Origin of the sequence: Curtobacterium sp. MCPF17_002 (assembly GCF_003234115.2) — a bacterium.
Lineage (GTDB): Bacteria > Actinomycetota > Actinomycetes > Actinomycetales > Microbacteriaceae > Curtobacterium.
Genome location: NZ_CP126251.1, coordinates 3,541,781 through 3,566,465 on the forward strand (window position 1 = coordinate 3,541,781; position 24,685 = coordinate 3,566,465).

At 70.3% G+C, this 24,685-nt stretch carries 22 protein-coding genes; 6 read left to right on the forward strand and 16 right to left on the reverse strand.

Annotated elements, in window-relative coordinates; genetic code table 11:
- Position 1: 1 nt before the first annotated feature.
- Both DEJ28_RS16555 and DEJ28_RS16560 read right to left on the reverse strand, forming a co-directional pair.
- Entirely contained in the window at positions 2-1,453 is a 1,452-nt protein-coding gene (locus DEJ28_RS16555; RefSeq protein WP_111116822.1) for a cation:proton antiporter, read from the reverse strand.
- Between the two features lie 6 nt (positions 1,454-1,459).
- Positions 1,460-1,990, reverse strand: coding sequence for a cation:proton antiporter regulatory subunit (locus DEJ28_RS16560; protein WP_071292493.1), 531 nt, complete (start codon positions 1,988-1,990; stop codon positions 1,460-1,462).
- Between the two features lie 75 nt (positions 1,991-2,065).
- On the opposite strand from DEJ28_RS16560, the gene DEJ28_RS16565 reads away from it, so the two are divergent.
- Positions 2,066-2,569 carry a hypothetical protein gene (locus tag DEJ28_RS16565; RefSeq protein ID WP_146248904.1) on the forward strand — a complete coding sequence of 168 codons (504 nt, stop codon included), beginning with the start codon at positions 2,066-2,068 and terminating at the stop codon, positions 2,567-2,569.
- A 102-nt stretch (positions 2,570-2,671) separates the two neighbouring features.
- Here the strand turns inward: DEJ28_RS16565 and DEJ28_RS16570 are convergent, their stop codons facing one another.
- From DEJ28_RS16570 to DEJ28_RS16600, 7 genes are all read right to left on the reverse strand, one after another.
- Positions 2,672-4,576, reverse strand: a complete 1,905-nt coding sequence (locus DEJ28_RS16570) for a glycerol-3-phosphate dehydrogenase/oxidase (RefSeq protein WP_111116824.1) — start codon at positions 4,574-4,576, stop codon at positions 2,672-2,674.
- A 58-nt stretch (positions 4,577-4,634) separates the two neighbouring features.
- Positions 4,635-5,756: a GuaB3 family IMP dehydrogenase-related protein gene (locus tag DEJ28_RS16575; protein WP_111116825.1), complete on the reverse strand. Its 1,122-nt coding sequence runs from the start codon at positions 5,754-5,756 to the stop codon at positions 4,635-4,637.
- 416 nt (positions 5,757-6,172) lie between these two features.
- On the reverse strand, positions 6,173-6,355 hold the full coding sequence (locus tag DEJ28_RS16580) for a hypothetical protein (RefSeq protein ID WP_111116826.1): 183 nt from the start codon (positions 6,353-6,355) through the stop codon (positions 6,173-6,175).
- Positions 6,356-6,714: 359 nt separating this feature from the next.
- A complete protein-coding gene (locus tag DEJ28_RS16585) occupies positions 6,715-7,554 on the reverse strand; it encodes an ABC transporter ATP-binding protein (protein ID WP_258368200.1) in 840 nt (279 codons plus the stop codon).
- Positions 7,551-8,438, reverse strand: a complete 888-nt coding sequence (locus DEJ28_RS16590) for an ABC transporter ATP-binding protein (RefSeq protein ID WP_111116827.1) — start codon at positions 8,436-8,438, stop codon at positions 7,551-7,553. The genes DEJ28_RS16585 and DEJ28_RS16590 overlap by 4 nt, the downstream gene beginning before the upstream one ends.
- On the reverse strand, positions 8,431-9,417 hold the full coding sequence (locus DEJ28_RS16595) for a branched-chain amino acid ABC transporter permease (RefSeq protein WP_111116828.1): 987 nt from the start codon (positions 9,415-9,417) through the stop codon (positions 8,431-8,433). The genes DEJ28_RS16590 and DEJ28_RS16595 overlap by 8 nt, the downstream gene beginning before the upstream one ends.
- 11 nt (positions 9,418-9,428) lie before the next feature.
- A complete protein-coding gene (locus DEJ28_RS16600) occupies positions 9,429-10,847 on the reverse strand; it encodes a branched-chain amino acid ABC transporter permease (protein ID WP_258368201.1) in 1,419 nt (472 codons plus the stop codon).
- A 265-nt stretch (positions 10,848-11,112) separates the two neighbouring features.
- On the opposite strand from DEJ28_RS16600, the gene guaB reads away from it, so the two are divergent.
- Positions 11,113-12,615: an IMP dehydrogenase gene (gene guaB / locus DEJ28_RS16605; RefSeq protein WP_111116830.1), complete on the forward strand. Its 1,503-nt coding sequence runs from the start codon at positions 11,113-11,115 to the stop codon at positions 12,613-12,615.
- A 167-nt stretch (positions 12,616-12,782) separates the two neighbouring features.
- On the forward strand, positions 12,783-13,655 hold the full coding sequence (locus DEJ28_RS16610) for a hypothetical protein (RefSeq protein WP_111116831.1): 873 nt from the start codon (positions 12,783-12,785) through the stop codon (positions 13,653-13,655).
- Positions 13,656-13,821: 166 nt separating this feature from the next.
- Here DEJ28_RS16610 and DEJ28_RS16615 read toward each other — a convergent pair whose 3' ends face one another.
- Positions 13,822-14,622 carry an SDR family oxidoreductase gene (locus DEJ28_RS16615; RefSeq protein WP_111116850.1) on the reverse strand — a complete coding sequence of 267 codons (801 nt, stop codon included), beginning with the start codon at positions 14,620-14,622 and terminating at the stop codon, positions 13,822-13,824.
- A 275-nt stretch (positions 14,623-14,897) separates the two neighbouring features.
- Here DEJ28_RS16615 and DEJ28_RS16620 point away from each other — a divergent pair, with 275 nt between their 5' ends.
- A complete protein-coding gene (locus DEJ28_RS16620) occupies positions 14,898-16,229 on the forward strand; it encodes an ABC transporter substrate-binding protein (protein WP_111116832.1) in 1,332 nt (443 codons plus the stop codon).
- Between the two features lie 197 nt (positions 16,230-16,426).
- Here the strand turns inward: DEJ28_RS16620 and rarD are convergent, their stop codons facing one another.
- Both rarD and groES read right to left on the reverse strand, forming a co-directional pair.
- The gene (gene rarD, locus DEJ28_RS16625) at positions 16,427-17,389 is read right to left on the reverse strand and encodes an EamA family transporter RarD (RefSeq protein WP_111116833.1); all 963 of its coding nucleotides are present in this window, start codon (positions 17,387-17,389) and stop codon (positions 16,427-16,429) included.
- Positions 17,390-17,609: 220 nt separating this feature from the next.
- Positions 17,610-17,906 (reverse strand): co-chaperone GroES, encoded by a 297-nt coding sequence (groES, locus tag DEJ28_RS16630; protein WP_110824204.1) that lies wholly within the window; start codon positions 17,904-17,906, stop codon positions 17,610-17,612.
- 160 nt (positions 17,907-18,066) lie between these two features.
- On the opposite strand from groES, the gene DEJ28_RS16635 reads away from it, so the two are divergent.
- Complete coding sequence (locus tag DEJ28_RS16635; protein WP_111116834.1) at positions 18,067-19,269, forward strand: class I SAM-dependent methyltransferase; 1,203 nt, start codon at positions 18,067-18,069, stop codon at positions 19,267-19,269.
- Positions 19,270-19,335: 66 nt separating this feature from the next.
- On the opposite strand, the gene DEJ28_RS16640 is transcribed toward DEJ28_RS16635, so the two are convergent.
- The 4 genes from DEJ28_RS16640 to tsaB all read right to left on the reverse strand — a co-directional run bounded on the left by DEJ28_RS16640 (position 19,336) and on the right by tsaB (position 22,460).
- The gene (locus DEJ28_RS16640; RefSeq protein ID WP_111116835.1) at positions 19,336-20,148 is read right to left on the reverse strand and encodes a DUF4190 domain-containing protein; all 813 of its coding nucleotides are present in this window, start codon (positions 20,146-20,148) and stop codon (positions 19,336-19,338) included.
- 86 nt (positions 20,149-20,234) lie between these two features.
- A complete protein-coding gene (gene tsaD / locus DEJ28_RS16645) occupies positions 20,235-21,290 on the reverse strand; it encodes a tRNA (adenosine(37)-N6)-threonylcarbamoyltransferase complex transferase subunit TsaD (RefSeq protein ID WP_111116836.1) in 1,056 nt (351 codons plus the stop codon).
- Positions 21,277-21,828 carry a ribosomal protein S18-alanine N-acetyltransferase gene (gene rimI, locus DEJ28_RS16650; RefSeq protein ID WP_111116837.1) on the reverse strand — a complete coding sequence of 184 codons (552 nt, stop codon included), beginning with the start codon at positions 21,826-21,828 and terminating at the stop codon, positions 21,277-21,279. The genes tsaD and rimI overlap by 14 nt, the downstream gene beginning before the upstream one ends.
- Positions 21,825-22,460 (reverse strand): tRNA (adenosine(37)-N6)-threonylcarbamoyltransferase complex dimerization subunit type 1 TsaB, encoded by a 636-nt coding sequence (gene tsaB, locus DEJ28_RS16655; RefSeq protein ID WP_111116838.1) that lies wholly within the window; start codon positions 22,458-22,460, stop codon positions 21,825-21,827. Before tsaB ends, rimI begins: the two co-directional genes overlap by 4 nt.
- A 175-nt stretch (positions 22,461-22,635) precedes the next feature.
- On the opposite strand from tsaB, the gene DEJ28_RS16660 reads away from it, so the two are divergent.
- Complete coding sequence (locus DEJ28_RS16660) at positions 22,636-24,573, forward strand: glycoside hydrolase family 43 protein (protein ID WP_181433810.1); 1,938 nt, start codon at positions 22,636-22,638, stop codon at positions 24,571-24,573.
- The last annotated feature ends 112 nt before the right edge of the window (positions 24,574-24,685 follow it).

Here is a 24,685-nt window from a genome sequence, read left to right on the forward strand (position 1 = left end):
ATCAGTACTCCGGATCGCGCTGTCGCACCGGGCGTTCGGGACGCTCGGCGGGGATCTCGACGGACGACGTCACGGGTTCGTCATCCGGCTCCGGGGACCCATTCTCCCGCTCTTCCCTGCCCGCTGCCTCCACGAGGGCGAACTCCTCGGCGAACTGGCGGTCCCGCTCCGCGCGTCGGACGGCAGCGGCGTCGGCCGCGTCCGCCTCGACCTCGGCTGCTGCGGCGGCTGCGGCGGCCGCGGCAGCGGCCCGGCGCCCGCCGAGCCGCGACCGCAGTCGTGCGAGGCGGGCCGGACGGATCACCAGGCGACCGATGCGGTCCGAGTTCACGGCGAGGAGCGGTCCGAGGATCGCCATGACGAGGACGTAGAGGCCGGCGAACGCGGTGATCCGTCCCTCGAGCCCGGCGGCCGCCGACAGCGTCGCGAGGATCAGCGCGAACTCACCGCGGTTGACGAGGATGACGGCGGTGTTGATGCCCTGCTGGACGTTGAAGCCGTTCATGCGGGCGACGAGCTGCCCGGCGACCGCGTTGAGCACGACGGTCATGCCGATGGCGCCGAGCACGGGCCAGAGCACCTCGCCGAACGTCGACAGGTCGAGCCCGAGGCCGAAGTTCACGAAGAAGAACGCCGCGAACACGTCGCGCATCGGCAGCGCCAGCTGTTCGATGCGGTCGCGGTAGCGGGTCGCACCGCAGAGCAGCCCGATGACGAATGCGCCGATCGCGTCGGTGACACCGAGCAGGTCGCCGATGCCGCCGAACATCACCGCGAGGCCGAAGAACAGCACGGTGAAGAGCTCGTCGTCACGGGTCGCGAAGATCTTCGACACCCACTTGCCGGCGAACCGGGCGAGGGTGAACATCACGATGAGGAACCCGAACGCCAGCCCGAGCTTGCCGACCACCGCCCAGACGTTCGTGTCGCCGGAGAGCACCACGGACACGATCGCGAGGTAGATCGCGATGAAGACGTCCTCGATGACGGTCACGCCGAGGATCATCGGCGTCTCGTCGTTCGCGAGCCGTCGCAGCTCGATGAGGAGCTTCGTGACGATCGCGCTCGACGAGGTGGCCGTCATGCCCGCGATGATCAGCGCTTCACGAGTGCCCCAGCCGAGCGAGAACCCGAACGCGAACCCGACGCCCATGTTGATCGCGACGTACGTGCCGCCGGACACCAGGAGCTTGCCCGCGTTGCCGTAGAACTCTTCCTGGTCGAACTCCAACCCGAGGTTGAAGAGCAGCAGGATGAGCCCGAACGTCGCGATCAGCTCGATCGTGTGCGACTCGACGCTCAGACCGATCCACGGCGTGTGCGGGCTCGCGATGAGGCCCACGATCATGTAGATCGGGATCGCGGGCAGGCCGATGGTCTTGCCCAGTCGTCCGAGGACGTAGGCGATGAGGAACAGGCCGCCGATGGTCAGCAGCTCACCACCCAGGTGCACCGGGGGTCAGCTCCTGGGCGGCGCCTCGGCGGCCGCGGCCGCGAGCTGTCCGCTGCGGTAGAACGAGAAGGCCTTGGCGACCTTCTCCGGGGCACCAGCGACCACGATCGTGTCGCCGGGGAAGACGACGAAGTCCGAGGACGGCGCCGGGTTGGCGCTGTCGCCACGGACCACCGCGACGACCGTCAGGCCGATGAAGCCCGAGTCGTGGAGGTCACCGAGGGGCTTGCCCGCGATGGCGTCGTCGTAGTCGACCGAGAACCAGTCGATCGACAGACCGGGGATCTCGTCGAGCTTGTCGAGGCCCTCGGTGATCCGGGTGCCGCCGAGGAGTTCGGCGAGGGTGTGTGCTTCGTCCTCACTGAGACGCAGCGAGACCTTCTCGGACTTGTCCGCGCCGTCCGAGACGTCGGCGAACGAGATGAGGTCGGAATGCCCCGACCGGTGCGTGATGACACCACACTTGCCACCGTCGTCGGTGTAGAAGCTGTGCAGCACGCCGACTCCGGGGAGTTTGACGCGATGGACGTCGACCATGATGGCTCCCTTTTCGAGTACCCCGATGATAACCACCAGGACGGCCCGCGCATTCCGCTCACTAGAGTTCTGTGGATGGGGAGAACACGGATCGTCGTGGCCGTCGTCGGGGTGGTGGTCGTGACGCTGTACGCGGTGCTGCTCGCGGTGCAGCAACTGGTGCTGGATCCGCTCGCAGCGGTGCCGGGAACCTCCCTCGGCGCGATCCACGCGCACCTCGAACGCCAGGGGTTCGACGTCCGAGGTGACGTCGTCGCCGTCATCGTCACCGCGGCGATCGGCGTCGCCCTCGCGATCGTGGTCGCCACGACCACGCTGTGGAAGCACGTGGAACCGCACTTCGTCGCCGCCTGGATGCTCGGCATCATCGCAGCGGGTGCCGTCCCGTTCTTCTTCGCGGGCTTCCAGCTCGGCATGGACGTCGCCGACGGCTACGGCGTCAGCGGCGGCGCCCACACCGTCTGGGCCGGTGTCCTCTTCGTCACCAGCGCGATCGCGCTGGTCGCGATCCCGGTGGTGCTCGTGTTCGGCGAGCGGCGGCGTGCCCTCCGGGCCACGTCGGAGACGCTGGTCGCCTGACGGAGGCGGGTCGCGCCTCCAGGCGGTCGACGGCCTGGAGGCGCAACACCCGTCGTCGACGCTGGTCGCGTCCGACCCGGGTTCCGTCCCGTGCGGATGCGGCTACTCGGGTTCCGTCGTCTTCTCGCCGATCACCTGTTCGTCCGAGGCCTTCGCACCCTCCGTGGAGCCGCCGCGCGTCGGCGCACCGCCGACCTTGACGTCGTCCTCGTCGAAGCCGAACGCGATGTCCGGCGCCTCGAGGCGTACCCGGTCCGCGGACTCGTCGTCGGGCTGCAGCTGCGACTCCCGCTCGGCGGCGACCCGCTTGAGGTAGTTCGACACCTCGTTCTCGGTCGTCTCCTGGTCCCAGCCGAGCACGTCGCCCATGAGCTTCGCAGCGACGGGGGCCGCCGACTCGCCGCGGTCCCAGGCCTCGATCGAGATGCGGGTGCGGCGGGCGAGGACGTCCTCCAGGTGGAGGGCTCCCTCGTGCGACGCTGCGTAGACGACCTCGGCGCCGATGTAGTCATCAGCCCCGGGGAGCGGCTCGGCGAGGGACGGGTCCTGCTGCACGAGCTGCAGGACCTCGGTCGCGAGGGTGCCGTACCGGTTGAGGAGGTGCTCGATCCGGACCTTGTGCACGCCGAACGTCCTGGCCGTCCGGCCACGTCGGTTCCACGCCGCCGGGTAGCCCTCCGCGCCGAGCAGCGGGATGTCCTCGGTCGTCGACGCCGGGATCTTCCCGTCCATCGCCGCGACCGCCTCGTCGATGGCGTCCTTGCCCATCACGCGGTACGTCGTCCACTTGCCGCCGGCGACCACCACCAGCCCGGGCACGGTGTGCGCGACGACGTGCTCGCGGCTGAGCTTCGACGTCTGGTCGGACTCCCCCGCCAGCAGCGGCCGGAGCCCGGCGTACACGCCCTCGACGTCCTCGCGCGTGAGCGGGACCGCGAGCACCTTGTTGACGTGCTCGAGGATGTAGTCGATGTCCGCCGCGGTCGCCGCCGGGTGCGCCTTGTCGAGGTACCAGTCGGTGTCGGTCGTGCCGACGAGCCAGTGCCGGCCCCACGGGATGACGAACAGCACGCTCTTCTCGGTGCGGAGGATCATGCCCGTGTTCGACTGGAACCGGTCGCGCGGGATGACGAGGTGCACGCCCTTCGACGACCGCACCTTGAACTGGCCGCGGGTGCCGATCATCGCCTGCGTGTCGTCCGTCCACACGCCGGTGGCGTTGACGACCTGCTTCGCCCGGATCTCGAACTTCTCTCCGGTCTGGATGTCGTGCGCCTCGGCGCCGACCACGCGCTCCCCGACCTTGATGAAGCCCTCGATCCGGACCCGCGCCGCGGCGTGTGCGCCGTAGGACGCGGCCGTGCGGACGAGGGAGGCGACGTACCGGGCGTCGTCGACCTGGGCGTCGTAGTACGTCATGCCGCCGACGAAGGCGTCCTTCTTGAGCCCCGGCATGGCACGGAGCACCTGCTTGCGGCTGAGGTGCCGGTGGTGCGGGACCCCGGGCGGCCGTCCGCCGCTCCAGCTGAAGGCGTCGTACATCGCCATGCCGATGCCGATGTAGAAGCGCTCCCACACGTGGTGGTTGAGCGGGTACAGGAACCGCACCGGCTTCACCAGGTGCGGGGCGATCCGCTGCAGGAGCAGGCCGCGTTCCGTCAGGGCCTCGCGGACGAGGGCGAAGTTGAGCTGCTCGAGGTAGCGGATGCCACCGTGCACGAGCTTCGACGACCGGCTCGACGTGCCCGAGCCCCAGTCGCGCGCCTCGACGATGCCGACGCTCAGACCGCGGGTCACCGCGTCGAGCGCACTGCCACCGCCGACGATCCCGCCGCCGATGACCAGGACGTCGAGCTCCTTGGTCTTCAGGGCCTCGATCGCGGCGTCGCGTTCGTCCGGGCCGAGCTTCGCCGCCGGGTCGAACCCCACCCCCGGTGCGGCGTTCTCCGCCCGCGCGGGCCTCGTCGCACTCGACGTGCTGGTGCTGCTGCTGGTCGTCTTCGCCATCGTCGCCTCCGAGCCGGGACGGCGCCGAGGCGTCACCCGCGCTGCACGGGTGCCACCGTCACTGCTGGTGGTACGGCGCCACGACCACTTCTACTCGCTGGAACTCCTTGACGTCGGAGTATCCGGTCGTCGCCATCGACCGACGCAGGGCGCCGACGATGTTCGCGCGGCCGTCCCACGTGGGCGTCGGGCCGTGCAGCACGTTCTCGAGCGGGCCGATCGTGCCCACCTCGACGCGGCGACCACGGGGCAGCTCCGGGTGGTGCGCCTCGGCACCCCAGTGGAACCCGCCGCCCGGCGCCTCGGCCGCACGGGCCAGCGCGGTGCCGAGCATCACGGCGTCGGCACCCATCGCGATCGCCTTCACGACGTCGCCGGCGGTGTCGAGCCCGCCGTCGGCGATGACGTGCACGTACCGGCCGCCGGACTCGTCCATGTAGTCGCGGCGAGCGCCGGCGATGTCCGCGACGGCCGTGGCCATCGGGGCGTGGATGCCGAGCGCCGCACGGGTCGTCGAGGCCGCGCCGCCGCCGAAGCCGACGAGCACGCCCGCGGCACCGGTGCGCATGAGGTGCAGCGCCGCCGTGTACGTCGAGGCACCGCCCACGATCACCGGGACGTCGAGCTCGTAGATGAACTTCTTGAGGTTGAGGGGCTCGGTGTTCTGCGACACGTGCTCCGCCGACACCGTGGTGCCGCGGATCACGAACAGGTCGACACCGGCGTCGACGACGGTCTGCGAGAACTCCTGCGTGCGCTGCGGGCTGAGCGAGCCCGCGACCGGCACCCCGGCCGCGCGGATCTCGGCCAGGCGTGCGGAGATCAGCTCGGCCTTGACCGGCTCGGAGTAGATCTCCTGCATGCGCTTCGTGACGTTGCCGTCGGTGAGCGCCTTGATCTCGTCGTAGTAGGGCGTCGGGTCCTCGTAGCGGGTCCAGAGCCCCTCGAGGTCGAGCACACCCAGCATGCCGAGCTTGCCCATCTGGATGACCGTCGCCGGCGAGGCTACGGAGTCCATCGGGGCCGAGAGGATCGGCGACTCGAACGTGAACGCGTCGATCGACCACTGCACGCTGACGTCGCGCGGGTCACGCGTCCGTCGCGAGGGGACCACCGCGATGTCGTCGAACGCGTACGCCCGACGTCCGCGCTTGCCAGCACCGATCTCGACTTCACTCACCCGGCAAGCCTAGCGGTCGTGTCCCCCGGGTGGCACGGGCGGCCGGTACACCTCGCACGGTGCGAGGCGGCGCGCGGGCGGTGCGCGGGCGGTGCGGGGTTACGGGCGTGGTGCGAGGTGGCGCGGGTCGCACGGGGCATGGAACCTCGCACGGGATGCCACACCTCGCACCGTGCGAGGGGACGCGCACGGACGCGCGGCACGTGCGACGCGCGGACGCTCATCGCACGGTGCGAGGTGGCGCGGGTCGCACGGTGCGAGGTTGCGGGCGTGGTGCGAGGGGGCGCGGGTCGCACGGAGCATGGAACCTCGCACGGGATGGCACCCCTCGCACGGTGCGAGGTGGCGCGGGTCGCACGGTGCGAGGGGACGCGCACGGGGACGCGGACGGGCGCGCGGACGTGCGGCGCTGCACCTCAGCGTGGGCGGGCGCGGCGCCTCCGCAGCATCCGGAGCACGAGGCCGAGCAGGAGCGCCAGCGCCACGAGGACCCCGAGGAGCGCCGCGGCGACCTTCACGAGCAGGGCGGCCCCGACGAAGAGCGCGGCGAACACCAGCCAGACGAGGGCGTCGAGCACGAGGGGGCCGGGAGTGCGCACGTCCGGAACGATACCGATCCTGCGGGGAGGAGCCGCGCCTCCAGGCAGTCGCACACACCGCAGCGGGGGCGAGACGCCCTGCCAACGGCGAGACACCGCGCGATCCGGCGGCGTCTCGCCGGGCCGGCGGTGTCTCGCCGGGCCGGCGGTGTCTCGCCGGGCCGGCGGTGTCTCGCCGGAACGGCGCGTGGGAGGAGGGCCGTGCGGCGCTGAGCGTCAACGCACGACCCTCCTCGGCGTGGATGTCGCCCCCACAGCGGCACCCACAGTCGACCCCGCCCGCACAGCGGGCAGAACCGACGTCTACAGTCGACCCTGCCCGCACAGCGGGCAGAACCGACGTCTACGGCCGACCCCGCTCAGCGAGCGGAGTCGACGTCCTTGGCGAGCGTTCCCAGGTAGAGCTCGATGACCTTGGGGTCGTCGGCGAGCTCCTTCCCCGTGCCCGAGTACGCGTTCTTGCCCTGGTCGAGCACGTACCCACGATCGCAGATCTGCAGACAGCGTCGCGCGTTCTGCTCCACCATCACGATCGACACACCGGCCTTGTTGATCCGGCGCGTGCGGATGAACGTCTCGTCCTGGCGCACCGGCGACAGTCCCGCGGAGGGCTCGTCGAGCAGCAGCACCTTCGGGTCCATCATCAGTGCCCTCGCCATCGCGACCGACTGCCGCTCACCACCGGACAGCGATCCGGCACGCTGGCCCTTGCGCTGCCCGAGGACGGGGAACAGGTCGTAGATGACCTCGAGGCGCTCGGCGAACTTCCGGGGCCGGAGGTACAGCCCCATCTGCAGGTTCTCCTCGATGGACAGCGAGGGGAAGACGTTGTTCGTCTGCGGGACGAACCCGACGCCGGCCTGCACGAGCTTGTTCGCCTTGAGGTTCGTGATGTCCTCGCCCTGCAGGGTCACGGATCCCTCACGGATGGAGACCAGGCCGAACAGCGCCTTGAGGAGCGTCGACTTGCCCGCACCGTTCGGGCCGATGATGCCGATGAGCTCGCCCGGGTAGCAGTCGAGGTCGCAGCCGTTCAGGATGTTCACCCCCGGCAGGTACCCGGCGACGAGGTTCTTGGCGCTGAGCACCGGCTCGCGTTCCAGCGTCGCGGTGGCGGCTGGTGCCGCCGGCTGCGTCTCCGGCGCCGATCCGGGCCTGGAGGCGCTGCTCGCGTTGGTGGGGTCGCTTGCGTCCGTCATCGGGTCGCCTCCTGCTCGTCTTCTTCCGCTACTTCCTCGGCGAGTTCCTCGTAGGTCTCCTCGTTGAGGAGCGAGTCGTCACCGAGGTCGGTGTCGTGGTGCGCACCGAGGTACGCGTCGATGACCGCACGGTCGTCCATCACCGTGTCGGCCGGCCCTTCGGCGACGACCTTGCCCTCGGCCATCACGACGACCCAGTCCGAGATGTGCCGGACCATGTGCATGTCGTGCTCGACGAAGAGCACGGTCATGCCGTCGTCGCGGAGGGACTGGATGTGCCCGAGCAGCGACTGGGTCAGTGCTGGGTTCACGCCGGCCATCGGCTCGTCGAGCATGATCATCGTCGGGTCGGACATGAGCGCCCGGGCCATCTCGAGGAGCTTCCGCTGGCCGCCCGAGAGCGACCCGGCGTAGTCGTCCGCCTTCGTGTCGAGCTTGAACCGGGCGAGGAGGTCCTCGGCCTTGGCGGTGATCTCCCGTTCGCGCTTCGCCCACACCGGCTTGACGAGTGCGGCGAAGAAGTTCTCGCCGGGCTGGTCGCGGGCACCGAGCAGCATGTTCTGCATCACCGTCAGGCGGCTGAGCGCCTTGGTGAGCTGGAACGTGCGGACCATGCCCCGGTTGGCGATGTGCGTGGCGCTCGTCTTCTGCAGGGTGCTGCCGTTGAACTGCGTGGTCGCACCGGGGCTCGGCTTGTCGAACCCGGTGAGCAGGTTGAAGAACGTCGTCTTGCCGGCGCCGTTCGGGCCGATGAGTGCGGTGATGGAGCCGCGCTGGACCTCGAGGTGGTCGACGTCGACCGCGGTCATGCCACCGAAGCGGCGGGTGACGTCGTCGACGACCAGGATCGGGTCGGACTTCGTGTGGGCGTACGACTCAGACACTGAACGTCAGCTCCTTCTTGTTGCCGAGCAGGCCCTGTGGACGGAACACGATGAGGAGCATGAGCGCGACGCCGACGAGCACGTAGGAGAACTGCTCCGCCTGCTGTGCGTTCATGATCGAGTTCGGGATGAAGTCGCCGGCGAGGGTGCGGATGAAGAGCCGGACGACGAAGAAGAGCACGGCGCCGAGCACCGGACCGAACACCGTCGCGGCACCACCGAGGATGAGCGCCGTCCAGATGAAGAACGTCATCGAACGGCCCATCGCGTCCGGCTGCACCGAACTCGGCAGGACGTAGATGATCCCGGCGAGGGCTCCGAGCGCACCACCGAACACGAGCGCCTGCATCTTGTACGAGTAGACGCTCTTGCCGAGGGAGCGGACGGCGTCCTCGTCCTCACGGATGGCCTTCACGACACGGCCCCACGGGCTGCGCATGAGCAGGAACAGCACGAGGGTGAACAGGGCGACGAGGCCCCACGCCGCGATGCGGATCCACCAGCCGTTGACGCCGTTGTTCGAGTACGTGAACCACAGGATCGTCGTGGTGCCGTCGGGCAGCGGGCTGAGGGCGTTGAACGAGTCGCGGTAGCTCGACCCGGTGATGCCGTTCGAACCGCCGGTCGTCGTGGTGAGCAGGCTCGAGCGGCCCACCATGCGGACGATCTCGGCGCCGGAGATCGTCACGATCGCCAGGTAGTCGCCGCGGAGCCGCAGGGTCGGGATGCCGAGGATGATCGCGAACACGATCGACACCAGCAGGGCGACCAGGATCGCCATCACGAACGGCAAGCCGTTGGTGATCGAGATCGCGAAGCCGTAGGCGCCGAGCAGCAGGAACGCCGCCTGGCCCATGTTGACGAGGCCGGTGAGCCCGAAGTGGACGTTGAGGCCGATCGCGGCGAGCGCGAACGCGGCCGTGGTCGGGGCGAGTGCCTCCTGGGTGAGCGAGGACAGCAGGTTGAGGATGTAGTCCATGGCGGCGCTCCTTAGCCGATCCGCTCGGCGCGACCGAAGATGCCCTGCGGCCGGAACAGCAGGATGAGGATGAGGATCACGAGGGCGGTGGCGTACTTGAAGTCGCCGGGGAGCACGAGGTTCGTGAGCTCGACGACGATGCCGATGATCATTGACCCGACGAGCGCCCCGTACGCGGTCCCGAGACCGCCGAGCGTCACCGAGGCGAACATGAGCAGGAGCAGCTGGAGGCCCGTCTGCCAGTTCACGCCGTTGAGGACGAGTCCGAGCATGACGCCGGAGAGTCCCGCGAGGCCGGCGGCGAGCGTCCACACGAACCGGATCACGCGGTCGACGTCGATGCCGGACGCGCTGGCCAGTGCCGGGTTGTCCGACACCGCCCGGGTCGCCCGGCCGAACCGGGTCTTCGCGAGGAACAGCCCGGTGGCGACGAGCACCACGAGCGCGATCGCCATCGCCACGTAGGACTGCACCGTGAGGGTGACGCCCGCGAACGAGACGGTCTCCGGGTTCCCCTGCTGGATCCGCACGGTCGCGGCGCCGAAGAAGAACTGGAACGCGTACTGGGCGGCGATCGAGAGACCGATCGTCACGATCATGAGCTGCGTCAGGCTGATGCGCTTGCGCCGCAGCGGCCGCCAGATGCCGGCGTCCTGCAGCCACCCCGTCGCCGCGCAGAGCAGCGTCACGACGATGCCGGTGAGCCAGATGTTCCAGCCGAGCTGGTTCGCGAACAGGTACGCGAGGAGACCACCGAGGGTCACCTGCTCACCGTGCGAGAAGCTCGACAGGCCGGTGGTGCCGTAGATGAGCGAGAGTCCCACCGACGCCAGTGCGATGAGGAGCCCGAGCCGGATCCCGGAGGCGAACTGCTGCCAGACGCGGGCGGCACTGACGCTCGAGGTCGCGTCCGTCGTGGTCGCGCCCTTCTGGTCCGAGAGCTGGAAGATCTGCCCGACGTTGGCGTTCAGGCTGGCCGACACCTTGCGTTCGGCATCCGCCGCGTTGGTCAGGTACTGACCCTTCGGCAGCGTGTCCTGGTCGACGCTCACGGTGTACTGCCCGGCGGTCTCGACCCGGATCGACCAGCGGCCGGTGTCGGCCGTGGTCGCGGTCTGGGCGAACCCGGCCGGCCCCGTGACGTCGACGTCGACGCCCTCGACCGGCTTCCGCTCGGAGTCCGTGATCGTGCCCTGGATGCAGCCGTTCGTCGGGCTCACCGTGCAGGGCTGCGTGCTGGCGGGTGCGCTGGTCGCGCTGCTGGTCGGGGCCGGGGTGGCGCCGACCGCCGGCAGCGTCACCGCCCAGTCGATGAGGAAGGTCGCCAGGAACGCGGCGACGAGGACGGCCATGATGACCGGTCGCCAGCGCCCGGGGCGGAGGCGGAACCGGCGCGTCAGCGCCGGTCCCGGAGGAGTGATGGATCCCACGGAAGAGCCTCTCGTTCGGATGTCGAGTGACGCTATGGGGATTGTGTGTCACCCGTGTTTCCATCACGTTCCCTGTGTGATTCGTACTGCAACTGTGACGTTGTGGAGGAGAGACGACAGGCGGGGCGGCACCGTGCCTCCAGGCTGTCCACAGGACCCGTCATCCGGAATGCGGCAGAGCACGTGCGCGTTACCATGGTCTATCCGGAACCCGTCGCTGCGTTCCCGGTGTCTCGACCGCTTCACTCGCCCACGAAGGGGACCCATGGACCAGCCGGATCCGTTCGGATTCATCGGACTCACGTACGACGACGTCATGCTCCTGCCCGGGCACACCGACGTCATCCCCAGCGAGGCGTCCACGACGTCCCGCCTCACCAAGCGCATCGAGGTGCACGTCCCGCTGCTCTCCGCCGCGATGGACACCGTCACCGAGGCCCGCATGGCGATCGCGATGGCCCGTCAGGGCGGCATCGGCATCCTGCACCGCAACATGTCGATCGCCGACCAGGCCGCAGCGGTCGACAAGGTCAAGCGCTCCGAGTCGGGCATGATCACCAACCCGGTGACCACCAGCCCGGACGCGACCGTGGCCGAGGTCGACGCACTCTGCGGACAGTTCCGCGTCTCCGGCCTGCCCGTGGTCGAGGGCGACGGCACCCTCGTCGGCATCATCACCAACCGCGACATGCGGTTCGTGGCGCCGTTCGAGCAGCAGACCACGCTCGTGCGCGACGTCATGACGAAGACCCCGCTCATCACGGCCCCGGTCGGGATCGACCCGGACGACGCCGTCGCGATCTTCGCCCAGCACAAGATCGAGAAGCTGCCGCTCGTCGACGCGGACGGCAAGCTCAAGGGCCTCATCACCGTCAAGGACTTCGACAAGAGCGAGAAGTACCCGGACGCCACGAAGGACGACGGCGGTCGACTGCGCGTCGGTGCCGCGATCGGCTTCTTCGGTGACGCCTGGCAGCGCGCGGTCGCACTGGTCGATGCCGGCGTCGACGTGCTCGTCGTCGACACCGCCAACGGCGAGAGCGAAGGCGTGCTCGACATGGTCCGTCGCATCAAGGCCGACCCGGCGTTCGCCGGTGTGGACGTCATCGGCGGCAACGTCGCGACCCGTGCAGGCGCCCAGGCGCTCATCGACGCGGGCGTCGACGCCGTCAAGGTCGGTGTGGGCCCCGGCTCGATCTGCACCACGCGCGTCGTCGCGGGTGTCGGTGTGCCGCAGGTCACCGCCGTGTACGAGGCCTCCCTCGCCGCGCGCGAAGCCGGCGTGCCGGTCATCGCCGACGGTGGGCTGCAGTACTCCGGCGACATCGCCAAGGCCCTGGTCGCCGGTGCCGACACCGTGATGCTCGGCTCGCTCCTCGCGGGAACGGACGAGTCCCCCGGTGACCTGGTCTTCGTGAACGGCAAGCAGTTCAAGGCGTACCGCGGGATGGGCTCCCTCGGAGCGCTGCAGACCCGTGGCAAGAAGACCTCGTACTCGAAGGACCGGTACTTCCAGGCCGACGTCCCCACGGACGACAAGCTCATCCCCGAGGGCATCGAAGGACAGGTGCCCTACCGCGGCTCGGTGGGGAACGTCGTCTACCAGCTCGTCGGTGGGCTGCGGCAGTCGATGTTCTACGTCGGCGGCCGGACCGTGCCGGAGCTCAAGGCCCGCGGCAAGTTCGTCCGGATCACCGCGGCCGGCCTGAAGGAGTCGCACCCGCACGACGTGCAGATGGTCGTCGAGGCGCCGAACTACAACCGGTAGGGGTCCGCGCGCCCGCCGCGCGCTCCCTTCCGCAAAACGCAACCTCGGCGGTTGCCCGCAAAGCTCCATCCCTGCGGGCAACCGCCTTCGTTGCGTTTCCGGCCAGGCTTATCCACAGATCCCGGCGAGTGGTCCCGTGCGACCGGCTACCCGGACACGCTCGGGGGATGAACGAGCCGATCCGACTCCAGCTCCTCCGCTCCGATGACCGGGATGCGCAACATGCCGTCCGTCGAGGCGAACTGGTCCGCGTGACCCGGGGCATCGCCGTCGATCAGGACGACTGGGTCAACGCCGGCGTCCGGGGACGCGCGCGGATCGAGCTCGAGGCGGTCGTCACTGCGGTCGGCGAATGGCGAACGCTGTCGCACCGGTCGGCCGCGCTGCTCTGGAACTTGCCGGACGTCGACCGTCCCGATCGCCGGGTGCACGTCACGGACCCCCTGCTCGCGACGACCCATTCGGGACGACGCGTCGTCCGGCACGCGGCACCGCTGTCGGACGACGACGTCACCACCATCGACGGACGCCGGGTGACGTCGCTCCTCCGCACCGTCGTCGACCTCGCTCGGAGCACGAGCTACGAGAACGTCGTCGCGGTGCTCGACCACGTCCTCCGGCTCCGCCTCGTCGACGAGACGGCGCTGCGGCGGGCCTTCGCTGCGTGGCCCTCACCTCGAGGGATGACCAGGGCTCGTCGGGCGCTCCTGTTCGCGGATCCGCTCGCCGAGTCTCCAGGAGAATCGGTGAGCCGGGTCCGTGCCGACCACGAGGGGTTCCCGCCGCCCGTGCTGCAGCAGCGGATGGGGCGCTCGAGGGTCGACTTCTGGTGGCCGCGGTTCGGCATCGTCGGGGAGTTCGACGGACTCGTGAAGTACGAGCAGGACACCGGCGCGATACGCACGGAGAAGCAGCGGGAGCAGGAACTCCTCATGCGACCCGAAGTTCGCCGCGTCGTTCGGTGGGGGTGGTCCGACCTCGGCGCGCGCGGGCGATTCCAGACGTTGCTGCGGTCGGCGGGTCTCCCGACGGGGTGCTGATCGTGCGGCCGGACGCCCGCCCGCTCGGCGGCCCGCTTGCCGGCTGCAAAACGCAACGATGACGGTTGCCCGCAGCGTTGTAGCTCTGCGGGCAACCGCCGAAGTTGCGTTTTGCGAAATCGCACGGGCGGCGGGCGGCGAGCGGGCGGCGGCGCGGCCGCGCGCGCTACGCCGAGCGCCAGTCGTTCGACGTGATGTGCGAGCCGCCGTGCGGGCCCATCTGCAGCATGCCGCCGTCGACCGGCAGGGACACACCCGTGATGTACGACGACGCGCGCGAGGCCAGGAACGCCACCGCGGCGGCGATCTCCCACGCGTTGCCCGGACGGCCGAGCGGCACCCCGGGACGGTCGATGGTGTGCGGGTCCTCGTCCTCGGCGCCGGTCATCCGCGTCGCGATCTCCCCGGGCGCCACGGCGTTCGCGGTGATGCCGTACTGCGCCAACTCGATCGCGACGGTCTTGAGCAGGCCGCCGAGTCCGTGCTTCGCGGCGTCGTACGCGCTCGACCCGTACCGCGGCTGGTGCTCGTGGACGCTGGTGATCCCGATGATGCGCCCGCCGTTCCCGGCTTCGACCATGTGCTTCGCCGCGGCCTGGATCGTGACGAACGCGCCGTCCAGGTCGGTCGACACGGTGTGCCGCCACTGGTCGAGGGTCATCTCGAGGAACGGCGCGTTGTCACCCGTGCCGGCGTCGGCGACGATGACGTCCACGCCGCCGAGCTGCTCGACGAGGCGATCGATCACACTGCCGGCACTCGAGAGGTCGGACACGTCGATCTGCTCGACGAAGGCCTTGCGGCCGAGGGAACGCACCTCCTCCGCGGTCTCCTCGGCCCGCTGCGGCTCGGACAGGTACGTGATCCCGATGTCCATGCCGGCCGAGGCCAGCGCGACCGCGCTCGCGCGGCCGATCCCTGATTCTGATCCCGTGATGATCGCCCGGGAGGGCTCGAATTCGCTCATGCGGCGGAACGTACGCCGCGCCTCCAGGACGCCCTGCCGGACCATCCACCAGACGCGACCCACGCCGGCGGACCACCCACCAGACGCGACCGACGCCGACCGACGATCCCGATCAGACGCCGGACCGATCCTGCGGAGTCCCGCAGCCGCGCGTCACGTCTGGGTAACGAAACACTTTGCGTACTACCCCGTCACACGGCTGAAACACCCTGACCATACGTTCTCTCACATCCCCAGCGGGACCTGAGGTTCCGCGCAGAGAAAGGGCTCCACGGATGATCAGAACCACCCGTGCCACATCGGCACTGGCAGTGGCGGGAGCGGCGGCGCTCCTGCTCGCCGCGTGTTCCACCACAGGTAGCGCTTCACCGTCCTCCTCCGCGTCCAGCGACGCGAAGAAGGACCCGGCTGCCAGCTGCAAGGCCCCGGACACCCCCAGCACCGACGCGCTGAAGATCGGCACGATCCTCCCGCTGACCGGCTCGCTGGCGTACCTCAACCCGCCCGCGGAGTCCGGTGTGGGACTCGCGGTGTCGGACATTAACGCCGCCGGCGGCGTGCTCGACAAGGACGTCACGATCTCCCCGGCCACCGACTCCGGTGACAGCAACGACATGACCGTGTCGAGCTCGGCCGCGACGAAGCTCGTGAACGCGAAGGTCCCGGTCGCGATCGGCGCCGAGTCCTCCAGCGTCACGCTCAACGTCATCGACCAGCTGACGAGCAACTGCATCGTGGAGATCTCCCCCGCGAACACGGCGTCCGACCTCTCGGGGTACTCGTCGTACTACTACCGGACCGCTCCGCCGGACTCGGTGCAGGGTTCGGCGCTCGGCCAGCTCATCACCGGTGACGGCAACGCGAAGATCGCGTTCCTCGTCTTCAACGACACCTACGGCACGGGCCTCCGCAACACCGTGCAGAAGGCCGTCGAGGCCTCGGGTGGCTCGGTCGTCTACGGCGCGAAGGGCAAGGGCCAGGAGTTCCCGCCCGGACAGACGACGTTCTCGTCCGAGGTCACCGCTGCCGTCGCCTCGAAGCCGGACGCGATCGTGGTCCTCGCCTTCGACGAGACGAAGTCGATCATCCCCGAGCTCGTCTCGCAGGGCTGGGACACGTCGAAGATCTACATGTCGGACGGCAACACGGCCGACTACTCGAAGGACTTCGACAAGGGCACGCTGACGGGTGCGCAGGGCACGATCCCCGGCGCCTCCCCGAAGGACGAGTTCAAGCAGCAGCTCGCCGCCTTCTACAAGAAGTCGTCGGGCAAGGACCTCGCCGACTACTCGTACGCGGCGGAGTCCTACGACGGCACGATCCTCGCCGCGCTGGCCGCGGTGAAGGGCAAGGGCACGGACTCGGGCACGATCCAGGCCAACATGGCCGCGGTGTCCGGAGCCGACGGCGGCACCGAGTGCTCGACGTACAAGGACTGTGTGGCCCTGCTCGACAAGGGTGAGGACATCCACTACACGGGTCCGTCGGGCATCGGTCCGTTCGACGACAACAACGACCCGTCGAGCGCCTACATCGGCATCTACAAGTTCGACGGCGACAACAAGCCCGTCTACCAGAGCGCCATCCAGGGCGCGGTCAAGAAGTAGTCAGCAGCACCCAGTCACCAGCGCCCCGCGGCCGAGCCGCGGGGCGCTGGTGCGTTGGACGGGGGCCGAGTCTCGGGCGCGCGGACAGTTTCGTGGCGGGTGGGCCGCGAAAGTGTCCGCCGGGCCGAGTCTCGGCACGCGGGCCGGCCGCGGGAAGACGGCAGGACCGCTGGGCCTGGAGGCGCGGCGCGCCCCCGTCAGACCGGCTCGGCCGCCGTGGACGGGAGCGCCCGGCGCCGCGATGCCCGGGCCGCCGCGAAGGAGTCGACACTGAGGATGACGAGGGCGAGCCACACGATCGCGAAGCCGATCCAGCGCGACGTCGACATCGCCTCGTGCTGGATCGTCACCCCGACGATGAGCTGCATCACGGGCGTGAGGTACTGCGTCAGTCCGAGCGTCGACAGCGACAGCCGCCGGGCCGAGGACGCGAAGAGCAGCAGCGGGACGGCCGTCGCCGGTCCCGCCCCGATCATGATGAGCGCGTGCACCCAGCCCTCGCCGCCGAAGGTGATCCCGCCACCGATGCCCGTGATCCCGAGGACCACGAGCGCCACGACCGCGAACGGCGTCAGCCACATCGTCTCGATCGTGAGACCGGACAACGCGTCCACCGTGCCGCCGACACGCTTCTTGACGAGCCCGTAGAGCCCGAACGAGAAGGCCAGCGCCAGGGAGATCCACGGCATCTGCCCGTACCCGACCGCGATGACGACGACGGCCACGATGCTGATGCCGACCGCCGTCCACTGCGCCGGCCGGAGCCGTTCGTGGAGCAGCACGACGCCGAGCGCGATCGTGACGAGCGGGTTGATGAAGTAGCCGAGGGCGGCCTCGACGGTGTGGCCGGTCGTCGTGGCGATGACGTACACCGTCCAGTTCACGACGATGAGCACCGCGGCGATCGCCATCACCCCCATCACCCGGCGCTGCACCATGAGCGACCGGGTGCGGAGCCACGACCGCGTCACGGCGATGGCGATCACGCAGAACCCGAGGCCGAACACGATGCGCCAGGCGACGATCTCGAACGCGCCCGCGGGGGCCATGGCCACGAACAGCAGCGGCATGAGGCCCCAGAGCCCGTAGGCGACGATCGCCTGGACGACACCGACGGATGCCTCGCTGCGGGGCGGACGCGTCGGACTCGGTGCACTCACGGAACCATCCTAGGAACGGCCGACGACGGGGCGGAGCGGCACCGCGCCTCCAGGCCGACGCGAACCGGCCACGCGCAGGACGCACGCGCCGGACGCACGCAGGACGCACGTGCCGGACGCACGCAGAACGCACGTGCCGGGCGCTTGCAGAACCCGGCGCCGGACGCGCGAACGCCCCGCCGGCCGGAGCCGAGCGGGGCGTTCGTGACGGAGACGGGTCTCAGTTCTCGATGACCGCGAGCACGTCGCGGGCCGAGAGGACGAGGAGGTCCTCGCCCGAGTACTTGACCTCGGTGCCGCCGTACTTCGAGTAGATGACCTTGTCACCCACGGCGACGTCCAGCGGGACGCGGTTGCCGTTGTCGTCGATACGACCCGGTCCCACGGCGACGACCTCGCCCTCCTGGGGCTTCTCCTTCGCGGTGTCCGGGATGACCAGACCGGAAGCGGTGGTCTGCTCCGCCTCGACCTGGCGGATGACGATGCGATCCTCGAGCGGCTTGATGCTGACGGCCACGGTGACCTCTTCTTTCTCGGTAGAGACTCGGTACTGATGAAAACCGGGTTGGCACTACGCACAGGAGAGTGCCAACGCCAACTCTAGGAGGTCGTTGGCACTCGGTCAATCCGAGTGCCAGCACATGTCGGGTTCCACGGCGACCTGGGAGGATCGACGGGTGGAAGCCGACGACCTCGCCCAGCTGCTCACCCCGGAGGGGATGGCCCTGCTCGACCGTACCCCGGCCGTCTCGGACGGCGGTGAGATCGTGAGGGTCGTCGCGCGCCTGCGCTCCGAGGGGCACGATCCCGGGCTCGTCGCGGCCGTCCTCAACCAGGCCAAGCTCCGGCAGAAGGCCCGCGGGAAGTTCGGCGACTTCGCCGCCCGCATGCTCTTCACCGAGGCGGGCCTCGAGCAGGCGACGCGGCTGCAGGTCGCCGCACAGCACGCCGGACGCTTCGCCGCCGCCGGGCTGACGCGCGTGGCGGACCTCGGCTGCGGCATCGGTGGGGACGCGATGGCGATGGCCGCACTCGACCTCGACGTCACCGCAGTCGACCGCGACGAGGTCACCGCCGCCGTCGCCACCCACAACCTCGCGCTCTGGCCGAACGCCCGGGTCGAGCTCGGCGACGCAGCGTCGTTCGACCTGTCGTCGGTGGACGGCGTCTGGATGGACCCGGCCCGTCGGACCGCGGGGCACTCGGACACCCGCCGTCTCGCCGATCCGGACGACTGGTCACCGTCGCTCGACACCGTGTTCGCGGCCGCGACGACCACCCCCACCGGTGTGAAGCTCGGACCGGGGGTCGACCGCGACCTCATCCCGGACACGGCCGAGGCGCAGTGGACGTCCGTCGACCGTGAGGTCGTCGAGCTCGCCCTCTGGTTCGGCCCCCTGGCACGACCGGGCATCCGACGTGCGGCCACCGTGATCGGACCCCACGGCATCGCCGAACTGGTCGGCGCTGCCGACTCGGACGACGTGGAGGTCGGCCCGCTCGGCGCGTACCTCTACGAGCCCGACGGGGCCGTCATCCGTGCACGGCTCATCGGCGACCTCGCCCGGTCGATCGACGGCCGCATGCTCTCCGACGGCATCGCGTACATCAGCTCCGACCAGGCCGTCAGTACGCCGTTCGCCCAGGGGTTCCGCGTGGTCGACACCATGCCCCTCGACGTGAAGAAGCTCGCCGCCCGCCTCGCCGCCGATGACATCGGCACCGTCGAGATCAAGAAGCGCGGCGTCGACGTCGACCCGGCGCAGTTCCGGAAGCGGCTGCGGCTGCGTGGCAGCGGTCGCGTCACACTCGTGCTCACCCGCCTGGAGGGACGCCACACCGCGGTCCTGTGCGAGCGACTCACCGACGTGGCCGGGTAGGGCGCGGGGCGCTGCAACGACGACGAGACACCGCCGAGCCAGCGGTGTCTCGTGGTCGCGGTGCGGTCAGAGGACGAAGGCGCCCGAGTTGTACCCGGAGTCGTAGTCCGACGAGTACGACCCTGCGATCGAGCCGAGGACCACGATGAGCCCGACGATGAGGATGAACAGGCCCGTCAGGATCCAGCCGCCGATGACCCCGGCGAGCGCCAGGCCGCGGCCGCCCTCGCCCGACTGCTTGATCTTGCCGAGGGCGATGTGGCCCATGATCGCGCCGGCGGGGCTGGTCAGGATGACGAGCGGCCAGATGATGATGCCGCCGAACGCGAAGACGATCGAGAGGATCGCCAGCGTGTTCGTCTTCGGGCGCTGGGCGTAGGGCTGGTAGCCGGCGGGGGCGTAGGGGTTCTGCTGGCCGGGGGCCGCGTACGGGTTCTGCTGGCCTGGGGCGGCGTACGGGTTCTGCGGGGCGCCGCCCGGCTCGCCATACTGCTGACCGTACTGCTGGCCGGGGGCCGCGTACGGGTTCTGCGGGGCGCCGGCGCCCGGCTGGCCGTACTGCTGGCCGGACTGCTGACCCGGGGCTGCGTACGGGTTCTGCTGGCCGTACTGGCCGCTCTGGCCACTCGGCTGGCTCGGTGCTGCGTACGGGTTCTGCGGTGCCGCGTACCCGCCGGAGACGCCCTGCGCGGCCGAGCCCTGCCCGGACTGTGCCCACGGGTCGGTCGGCGCAGGTGCTGATGCCGGAGCCTCGGGTGCCGACGCGCCGTACTGCTGCGGCTGCCCGGCGTCGGGCTGCGTGCCCTGCGGCTGGTTCGCGGACGCGTCCCCCTCCGGATTCGTCTCGCCCGGCTTCGGCCACTGGTTCTGATCGGACACCGTCCACCCCTCTCGGCACCTCGGTCGTCGGTGCCCTGTGAATCCTCCCACACGCGACTCCGGGCCGCCCCGGGCGGCGGGCGACGTCAGACCTGGACGGTCGTGACCGGCAGCGTCGAGTCCGCTGCGATCCCGAGGTCGCTCGGCGCGTGGCCCTCGGCGACGAGCCGCGCACCGATCGCCGCGATCATGGCGCCGTTGTCGGTGCAGAGGTCGAGCGGTGGGATCCGGAGCTCGACCCCGGCGGCCGCACACCGCTCGGCCGCGACCGAGCGGAGCCGGGCGTTCGCCACGACACCGCCGCCGAGCAGCAGCCGGTCCACCCCGGTGTCGCGGCAGGCGTTCAGCGCCTTGGTGATGAGGACGTCCACCACGGCTTCGCGGAAGCTGGCCGCCACGTCGGCGACCGGGACCTCGCGGCCCTCGTCGCGACAGCGCTCCACCCAGCGCGCGACCGCGGTCTTGAGGCCGGAGAACGAGAAGTCGTAGCGGTGCGCGGCCATGTCCTTCGGCAGCGTCAGGCCGCGCGGGAACCGGATCGCCGTCGGGTCGCCGTCGGCAGCGGCCCGGTCGATCTGCGGCCCGCCCGGGTAGGGCAGGCCGAGCAGCCGTGCCACCTTGTCGAACGCTTCGCCCGCGGCGTCGTCGATCGTCTCGCCGAGGAGCTCGACGTCGCCGACGAGGTCGCGCACGAGCAGCAGGGACGTGTGCCCGCCGGAGACCAGCAGCGCGATCGTCGGCAGGTCGATCTCGCTGCCGTCGGCGCGGAGGACGTCGGCCCCGACGTGTCCGACCAGGTGGTTGACGCCGTACAGCGGCTTGCCGGTGGCCACGGCGAGCGCCTTCGCGGCACCGACGCCGACCATGAGCGCGCCGGCGAGGCCCGGGCCTGCCGTCACCGCGACCGCGTCCAGCTCGTCGAGCGTGACACCCGCCTGCTCGAGTGCCGCTTCGAGCGTCGGGGTCATCGCCTCGAGGTGCGCACGCGCGGCGACCTCCGGCACGACGCCGCCGTAGCGGGCGTGCTCCTCCATGCTCGACGCGATCACGTTCGCGAGCAGGGTGCTGCCGCGCACGATGCCCACGCCGGTCTCGTCGCAGCTCGTCTCGATGCCGAGCACCAGTGGTTCAGTCGCGCTCATCGAGGGTCTCCTGTCCGATCGGTCCCGGGCCGTCCGTGGCGCGGCGCGCGAGCTCCGCCCGCATCACCCACGCGTCGACCCCGTCCGGCTGGTAGTAGCGCGGCCGCACCGCGATCCGTTCGAACCCAAACGCCGTGTACATCGCCTGGGCGACTGGATTGTCGGCGCGGACCTCGAGGAACACCTCGTGCACGCCGCGACGTGCCGCCTCGTCGAGCAGTTCGGTGAACAGCACCCGGCCGATGCCCTTCCCCCGCTGGTCGGCGGCGACCGCGATCGTCTGCACGTCGGCCACGGGGTTGCCCGAGAGCGACGAGAGTCCTGCGTAGCCGACGATGGACGGAGCGCCGACGACCGTCGGCGCTCCGTCCCCGGTGGTCTCGACGACGATGTAGTACCCGTGCGGCGAGTACAACTCGCCGGACATCTGCGACGCCGACCACGCATCGGTCGGGAACGAGGCGTGCTCGAGCCACATCACCTCGTCGAGGTCATGCGGGTGGGCGCGCCGCAGGCGCAGCCCGTCGGGCAGGGTCACTGCTTGACCCGTTTCGGTGCGCCCGGCATGGTGACGTCGGGATCGCGCAGGTAGAGCGGGGTGTCGTCGGCGAAGGGCGTGCCGGAGGCGAGCCGGTCCACGGCGAGTGCGCCGAGCCTCCAGGCGGGGATGGACGTGACCGTCACGCGGTCCCAGTCCACCGCTTCGGGCCTGGAGGCGCGGATCGCCTCGTCGAGATCGGCCGGCTTGGCGAGGCCCGGGCCCGCGACCCGCGCGCCCGTTCCGTCGTACGCGCTCCAGTAGACCTCGCGCCGGCGGGCGTCCGTCAGGACGACGTACGGGCCGTCCTGGCCCGCCGCCCGCTGGTCGGCGGCGACCGCATCGTGGCTGACGAGGGGCAGGACGGGGACGCCGCGTGCCGCGGCGAAGGTGCGGGCGGCGGCGATGCCGACGCGCAGGCCGGTGAAGGGGCCGGGGCCCATGCCGGCGACGACGCCCGTGACGTCGGCGCCGGTGATGCCCGACTCGGCGAGGACCTCGGCGAGGAACGGACCGATCACCTCGGCGTGACGGCGGCTGTCCTCGGTGCTGCGGGTCGCGAGCGCCTGGCCGGTCGCCGGGTCCACGACGGCGACGGAGGTCCCGGCGGAGGTGTCGATCGCGAGCAGCACCCGTCCATCGTAGGCGTGGTGCTGGGACGTCGGGGTCGGCGGCGGTGTCGGGGTGCCCGGTTGCGGCACACCCTTGCGCGCCGAGGCTCGTCCCCCCATCATGTTGACGTTGCCATAGGGGGCAGCAGGAGCCGAAGGGGCCGAATCGATGGGGATTCGACGAACAGACCGGACGATGTCGCCGAGGCGACGCCGATGGGGTGTGGTGGCCGGGGTCGCCGCCGCCGCACTCGCGATCGGGGGGCTCTCCGCAGCGCCCGCCGTCGCGGAGACCGCACGCACGTCCTTCACACCGGGTCAGCAGTGGAACGACGACACCGGTCAACCGATCCAAGGGCACGGCGGCCAGGTGGTCACCGCCGAGGACGCCGCGGGGAAGACGATCTACTACTGGTACGGCGAGGACCGGGTCAACGGGTACAGCGACACCCGCGGTGTGCACGTGTACTCGTCCTACGACCTGTACAACTGGAAGGACCAGGGCCTCGCGCTCCGGACCATGACGAACCGGTCGGACTTCGCCGACCCGTACTTCTCGGCGCTCTACGGCGGGTACGACTCCGCACAGCAGGACGCCGTCTACCGCGACCTCGGCGTCACCGCCCCGAGTGCCACGCGTCCCGGTGCGATCCTGGAACGGCCGAAGGTCATCCACAACGCGCGCACCGGCCAGTGGGTGATGTGGGTGCACGCCGACGGACCGACCGACACCTCGGACGCGCAGTACGCGAAGGCCACGGCCGGGGTCGCCGTCTCCGACTCCCCGACGGGACCGTTCCGGTACATCGACTCGTACCGGTTGGACCACGTCGCCGCGGACGACCCGACGAACCACCAGCCGAACAGTCCCGGCATGGCCCGGGACATGAACCTGTTCGTCGACGACGACGGGACCGCGTACATCGTCTACGCGTCCGAGGAGAACCTCACCCTCTACATCTCGAAGCTCGACGCGGACTACACCAACCTGTCCGCGGACCCGGCGGAAGCGGTGGAGGGCGTTGACTTCCGGCGGCCGCAGCCGTGGATCGGCGGGCAGCGGGAGGCCCCCGCGCTCGCCAAGGTCGACGGCACGTACTACCTCGTCACCTCGGGGGCGACGGGTTGGGCACCGAACGCCGCCGCCTACGCCACCGCGACGGACCTGCTCGGCACGTGGACCGCACACGGGAACCCGGCGACCGGCACCGGCGCGGACACGACGTGCAACTCGCAGAGCACCTCCCTGCTCGACCTCGGCGGCGGACGGGTCCTGTACATCGGCGACCGGTGGAACAACGCCACGGACCTCGAGACGGCTCCGTCGGTCTGGCTGCCGGTGACGTTCGGCGAGGGCGGCGCGATGTCCTTCTCGTGCGACACGACCTCGTGGACCCTCGACGACCTCCAGCCATCGACCATCTGGACCGTCACCACGGCCGTCCCCGGGCAGGCCACACTCGGCGACACGAAGGTGCTGCCGAAGCGGGTCACGGTGCAGGAGGACGGTGCGGAGCGGACGCACACGGTGCGCTGGGCGAAGGACGCCCTCGCGACTGCCGGCGAGCAGACCGTGACCGGGACGCTCGACGACGGACGGACCTTCACCCGCCCGGTGACCGTCCTCCCCGAGCGGCTGTCGTACTTCGTCGACGCCGGCGGCCAGGGCACCGCCGACTACGCCGCGGACCTCGCCTTCGCGAAGCACCGCGGTGACCGGCTCGTCAACACCGCCGCCGACCAGCGCTTCGGCGTCGATCCCGGCAGCCGCGCGCACTGGGGGTACTTCGGCACGACCGGTGGGACCTCCGGTACGAGCGGCGGCACCGTGACCAGTACGGTGCGCTGGCAGGCGGATGCGACGGACCTGGAGTACGCACTCGGCGGCCTCGGCAAGGGGAAGTACCGCGTCGACGTCGGCTTCTGGGACCCTTGGACGAAGAGCGCCCCGGGCCGAGCCGCTGCCGTGAGCGTCGACGGGACGACGGTCGCGAAGGACCAGGTCATCGACGGCACCTTCCGCACCCTCTCGACGACCACGAAGGTGGGCTCCGACGGCATCGTGGACCTGCGCATCGCGCCGGCGACGAAGTACGGGGTCCAGGTCAGCTGGATCATGGTCTCGAAGGGCTGAGATCGCGAGCGGGGTGCGCGGAGCCGGAAGGCTCCGCGCACCCTGCTCGGCGTGCGCGGAGCCGGCAGGCACCGCGCCCCGCTCGGCGTCGTCCGCGGTCCCCGGTGGAGTC

Excerpts from the sequence above, each read along its gene's own strand:
- DEJ28_RS16595 (WP_111116828.1), bottom strand. The coding sequence starts at position 9,417 with ATGGACTACATCCTCAACCTGCTGTCCTCGCTCACCCAGGAGGCACTC.
- DEJ28_RS16565 (WP_146248904.1), top strand. The coding sequence starts at position 2,066 with ATGGGGAGAACACGGATCGTCGTGGCCGTCGTCGGGGTGGTGGTCGTG.
- DEJ28_RS16560 (WP_071292493.1), bottom strand. The coding sequence starts at position 1,990 with ATGGTCGACGTCCATCGCGTCAAACTCCCCGGAGTCGGCGTGCTGCAC.
- DEJ28_RS16615 (WP_111116850.1), bottom strand. The coding sequence starts at position 14,622 with ATGAGCGAATTCGAGCCCTCCCGGGCGATCATCACGGGATCAGAATCA.
- tsaD (WP_111116836.1), bottom strand. The coding sequence starts at position 21,290 with ATGAGCGCGACTGAACCACTGGTGCTCGGCATCGAGACGAGCTGCGAC.
- DEJ28_RS16660 (WP_181433810.1), top strand. The coding sequence starts at position 22,636 with ATGTCGCCGAGGCGACGCCGATGGGGTGTGGTGGCCGGGGTCGCCGCC.
- DEJ28_RS16585 (WP_258368200.1), bottom strand. The coding sequence starts at position 7,554 with ATGACGGACGCAAGCGACCCCACCAACGCGAGCAGCGCCTCCAGGCCC.
- DEJ28_RS16620 (WP_111116832.1), top strand. The coding sequence starts at position 14,898 with ATGATCAGAACCACCCGTGCCACATCGGCACTGGCAGTGGCGGGAGCG.
- guaB (WP_111116830.1), top strand. The coding sequence starts at position 11,113 with ATGGACCAGCCGGATCCGTTCGGATTCATCGGACTCACGTACGACGAC.
- DEJ28_RS16570 (WP_111116824.1), bottom strand. The coding sequence starts at position 4,576 with ATGGCGAAGACGACCAGCAGCAGCACCAGCACGTCGAGTGCGACGAGG.
- DEJ28_RS16610 (WP_111116831.1), top strand. The coding sequence starts at position 12,783 with ATGAACGAGCCGATCCGACTCCAGCTCCTCCGCTCCGATGACCGGGAT.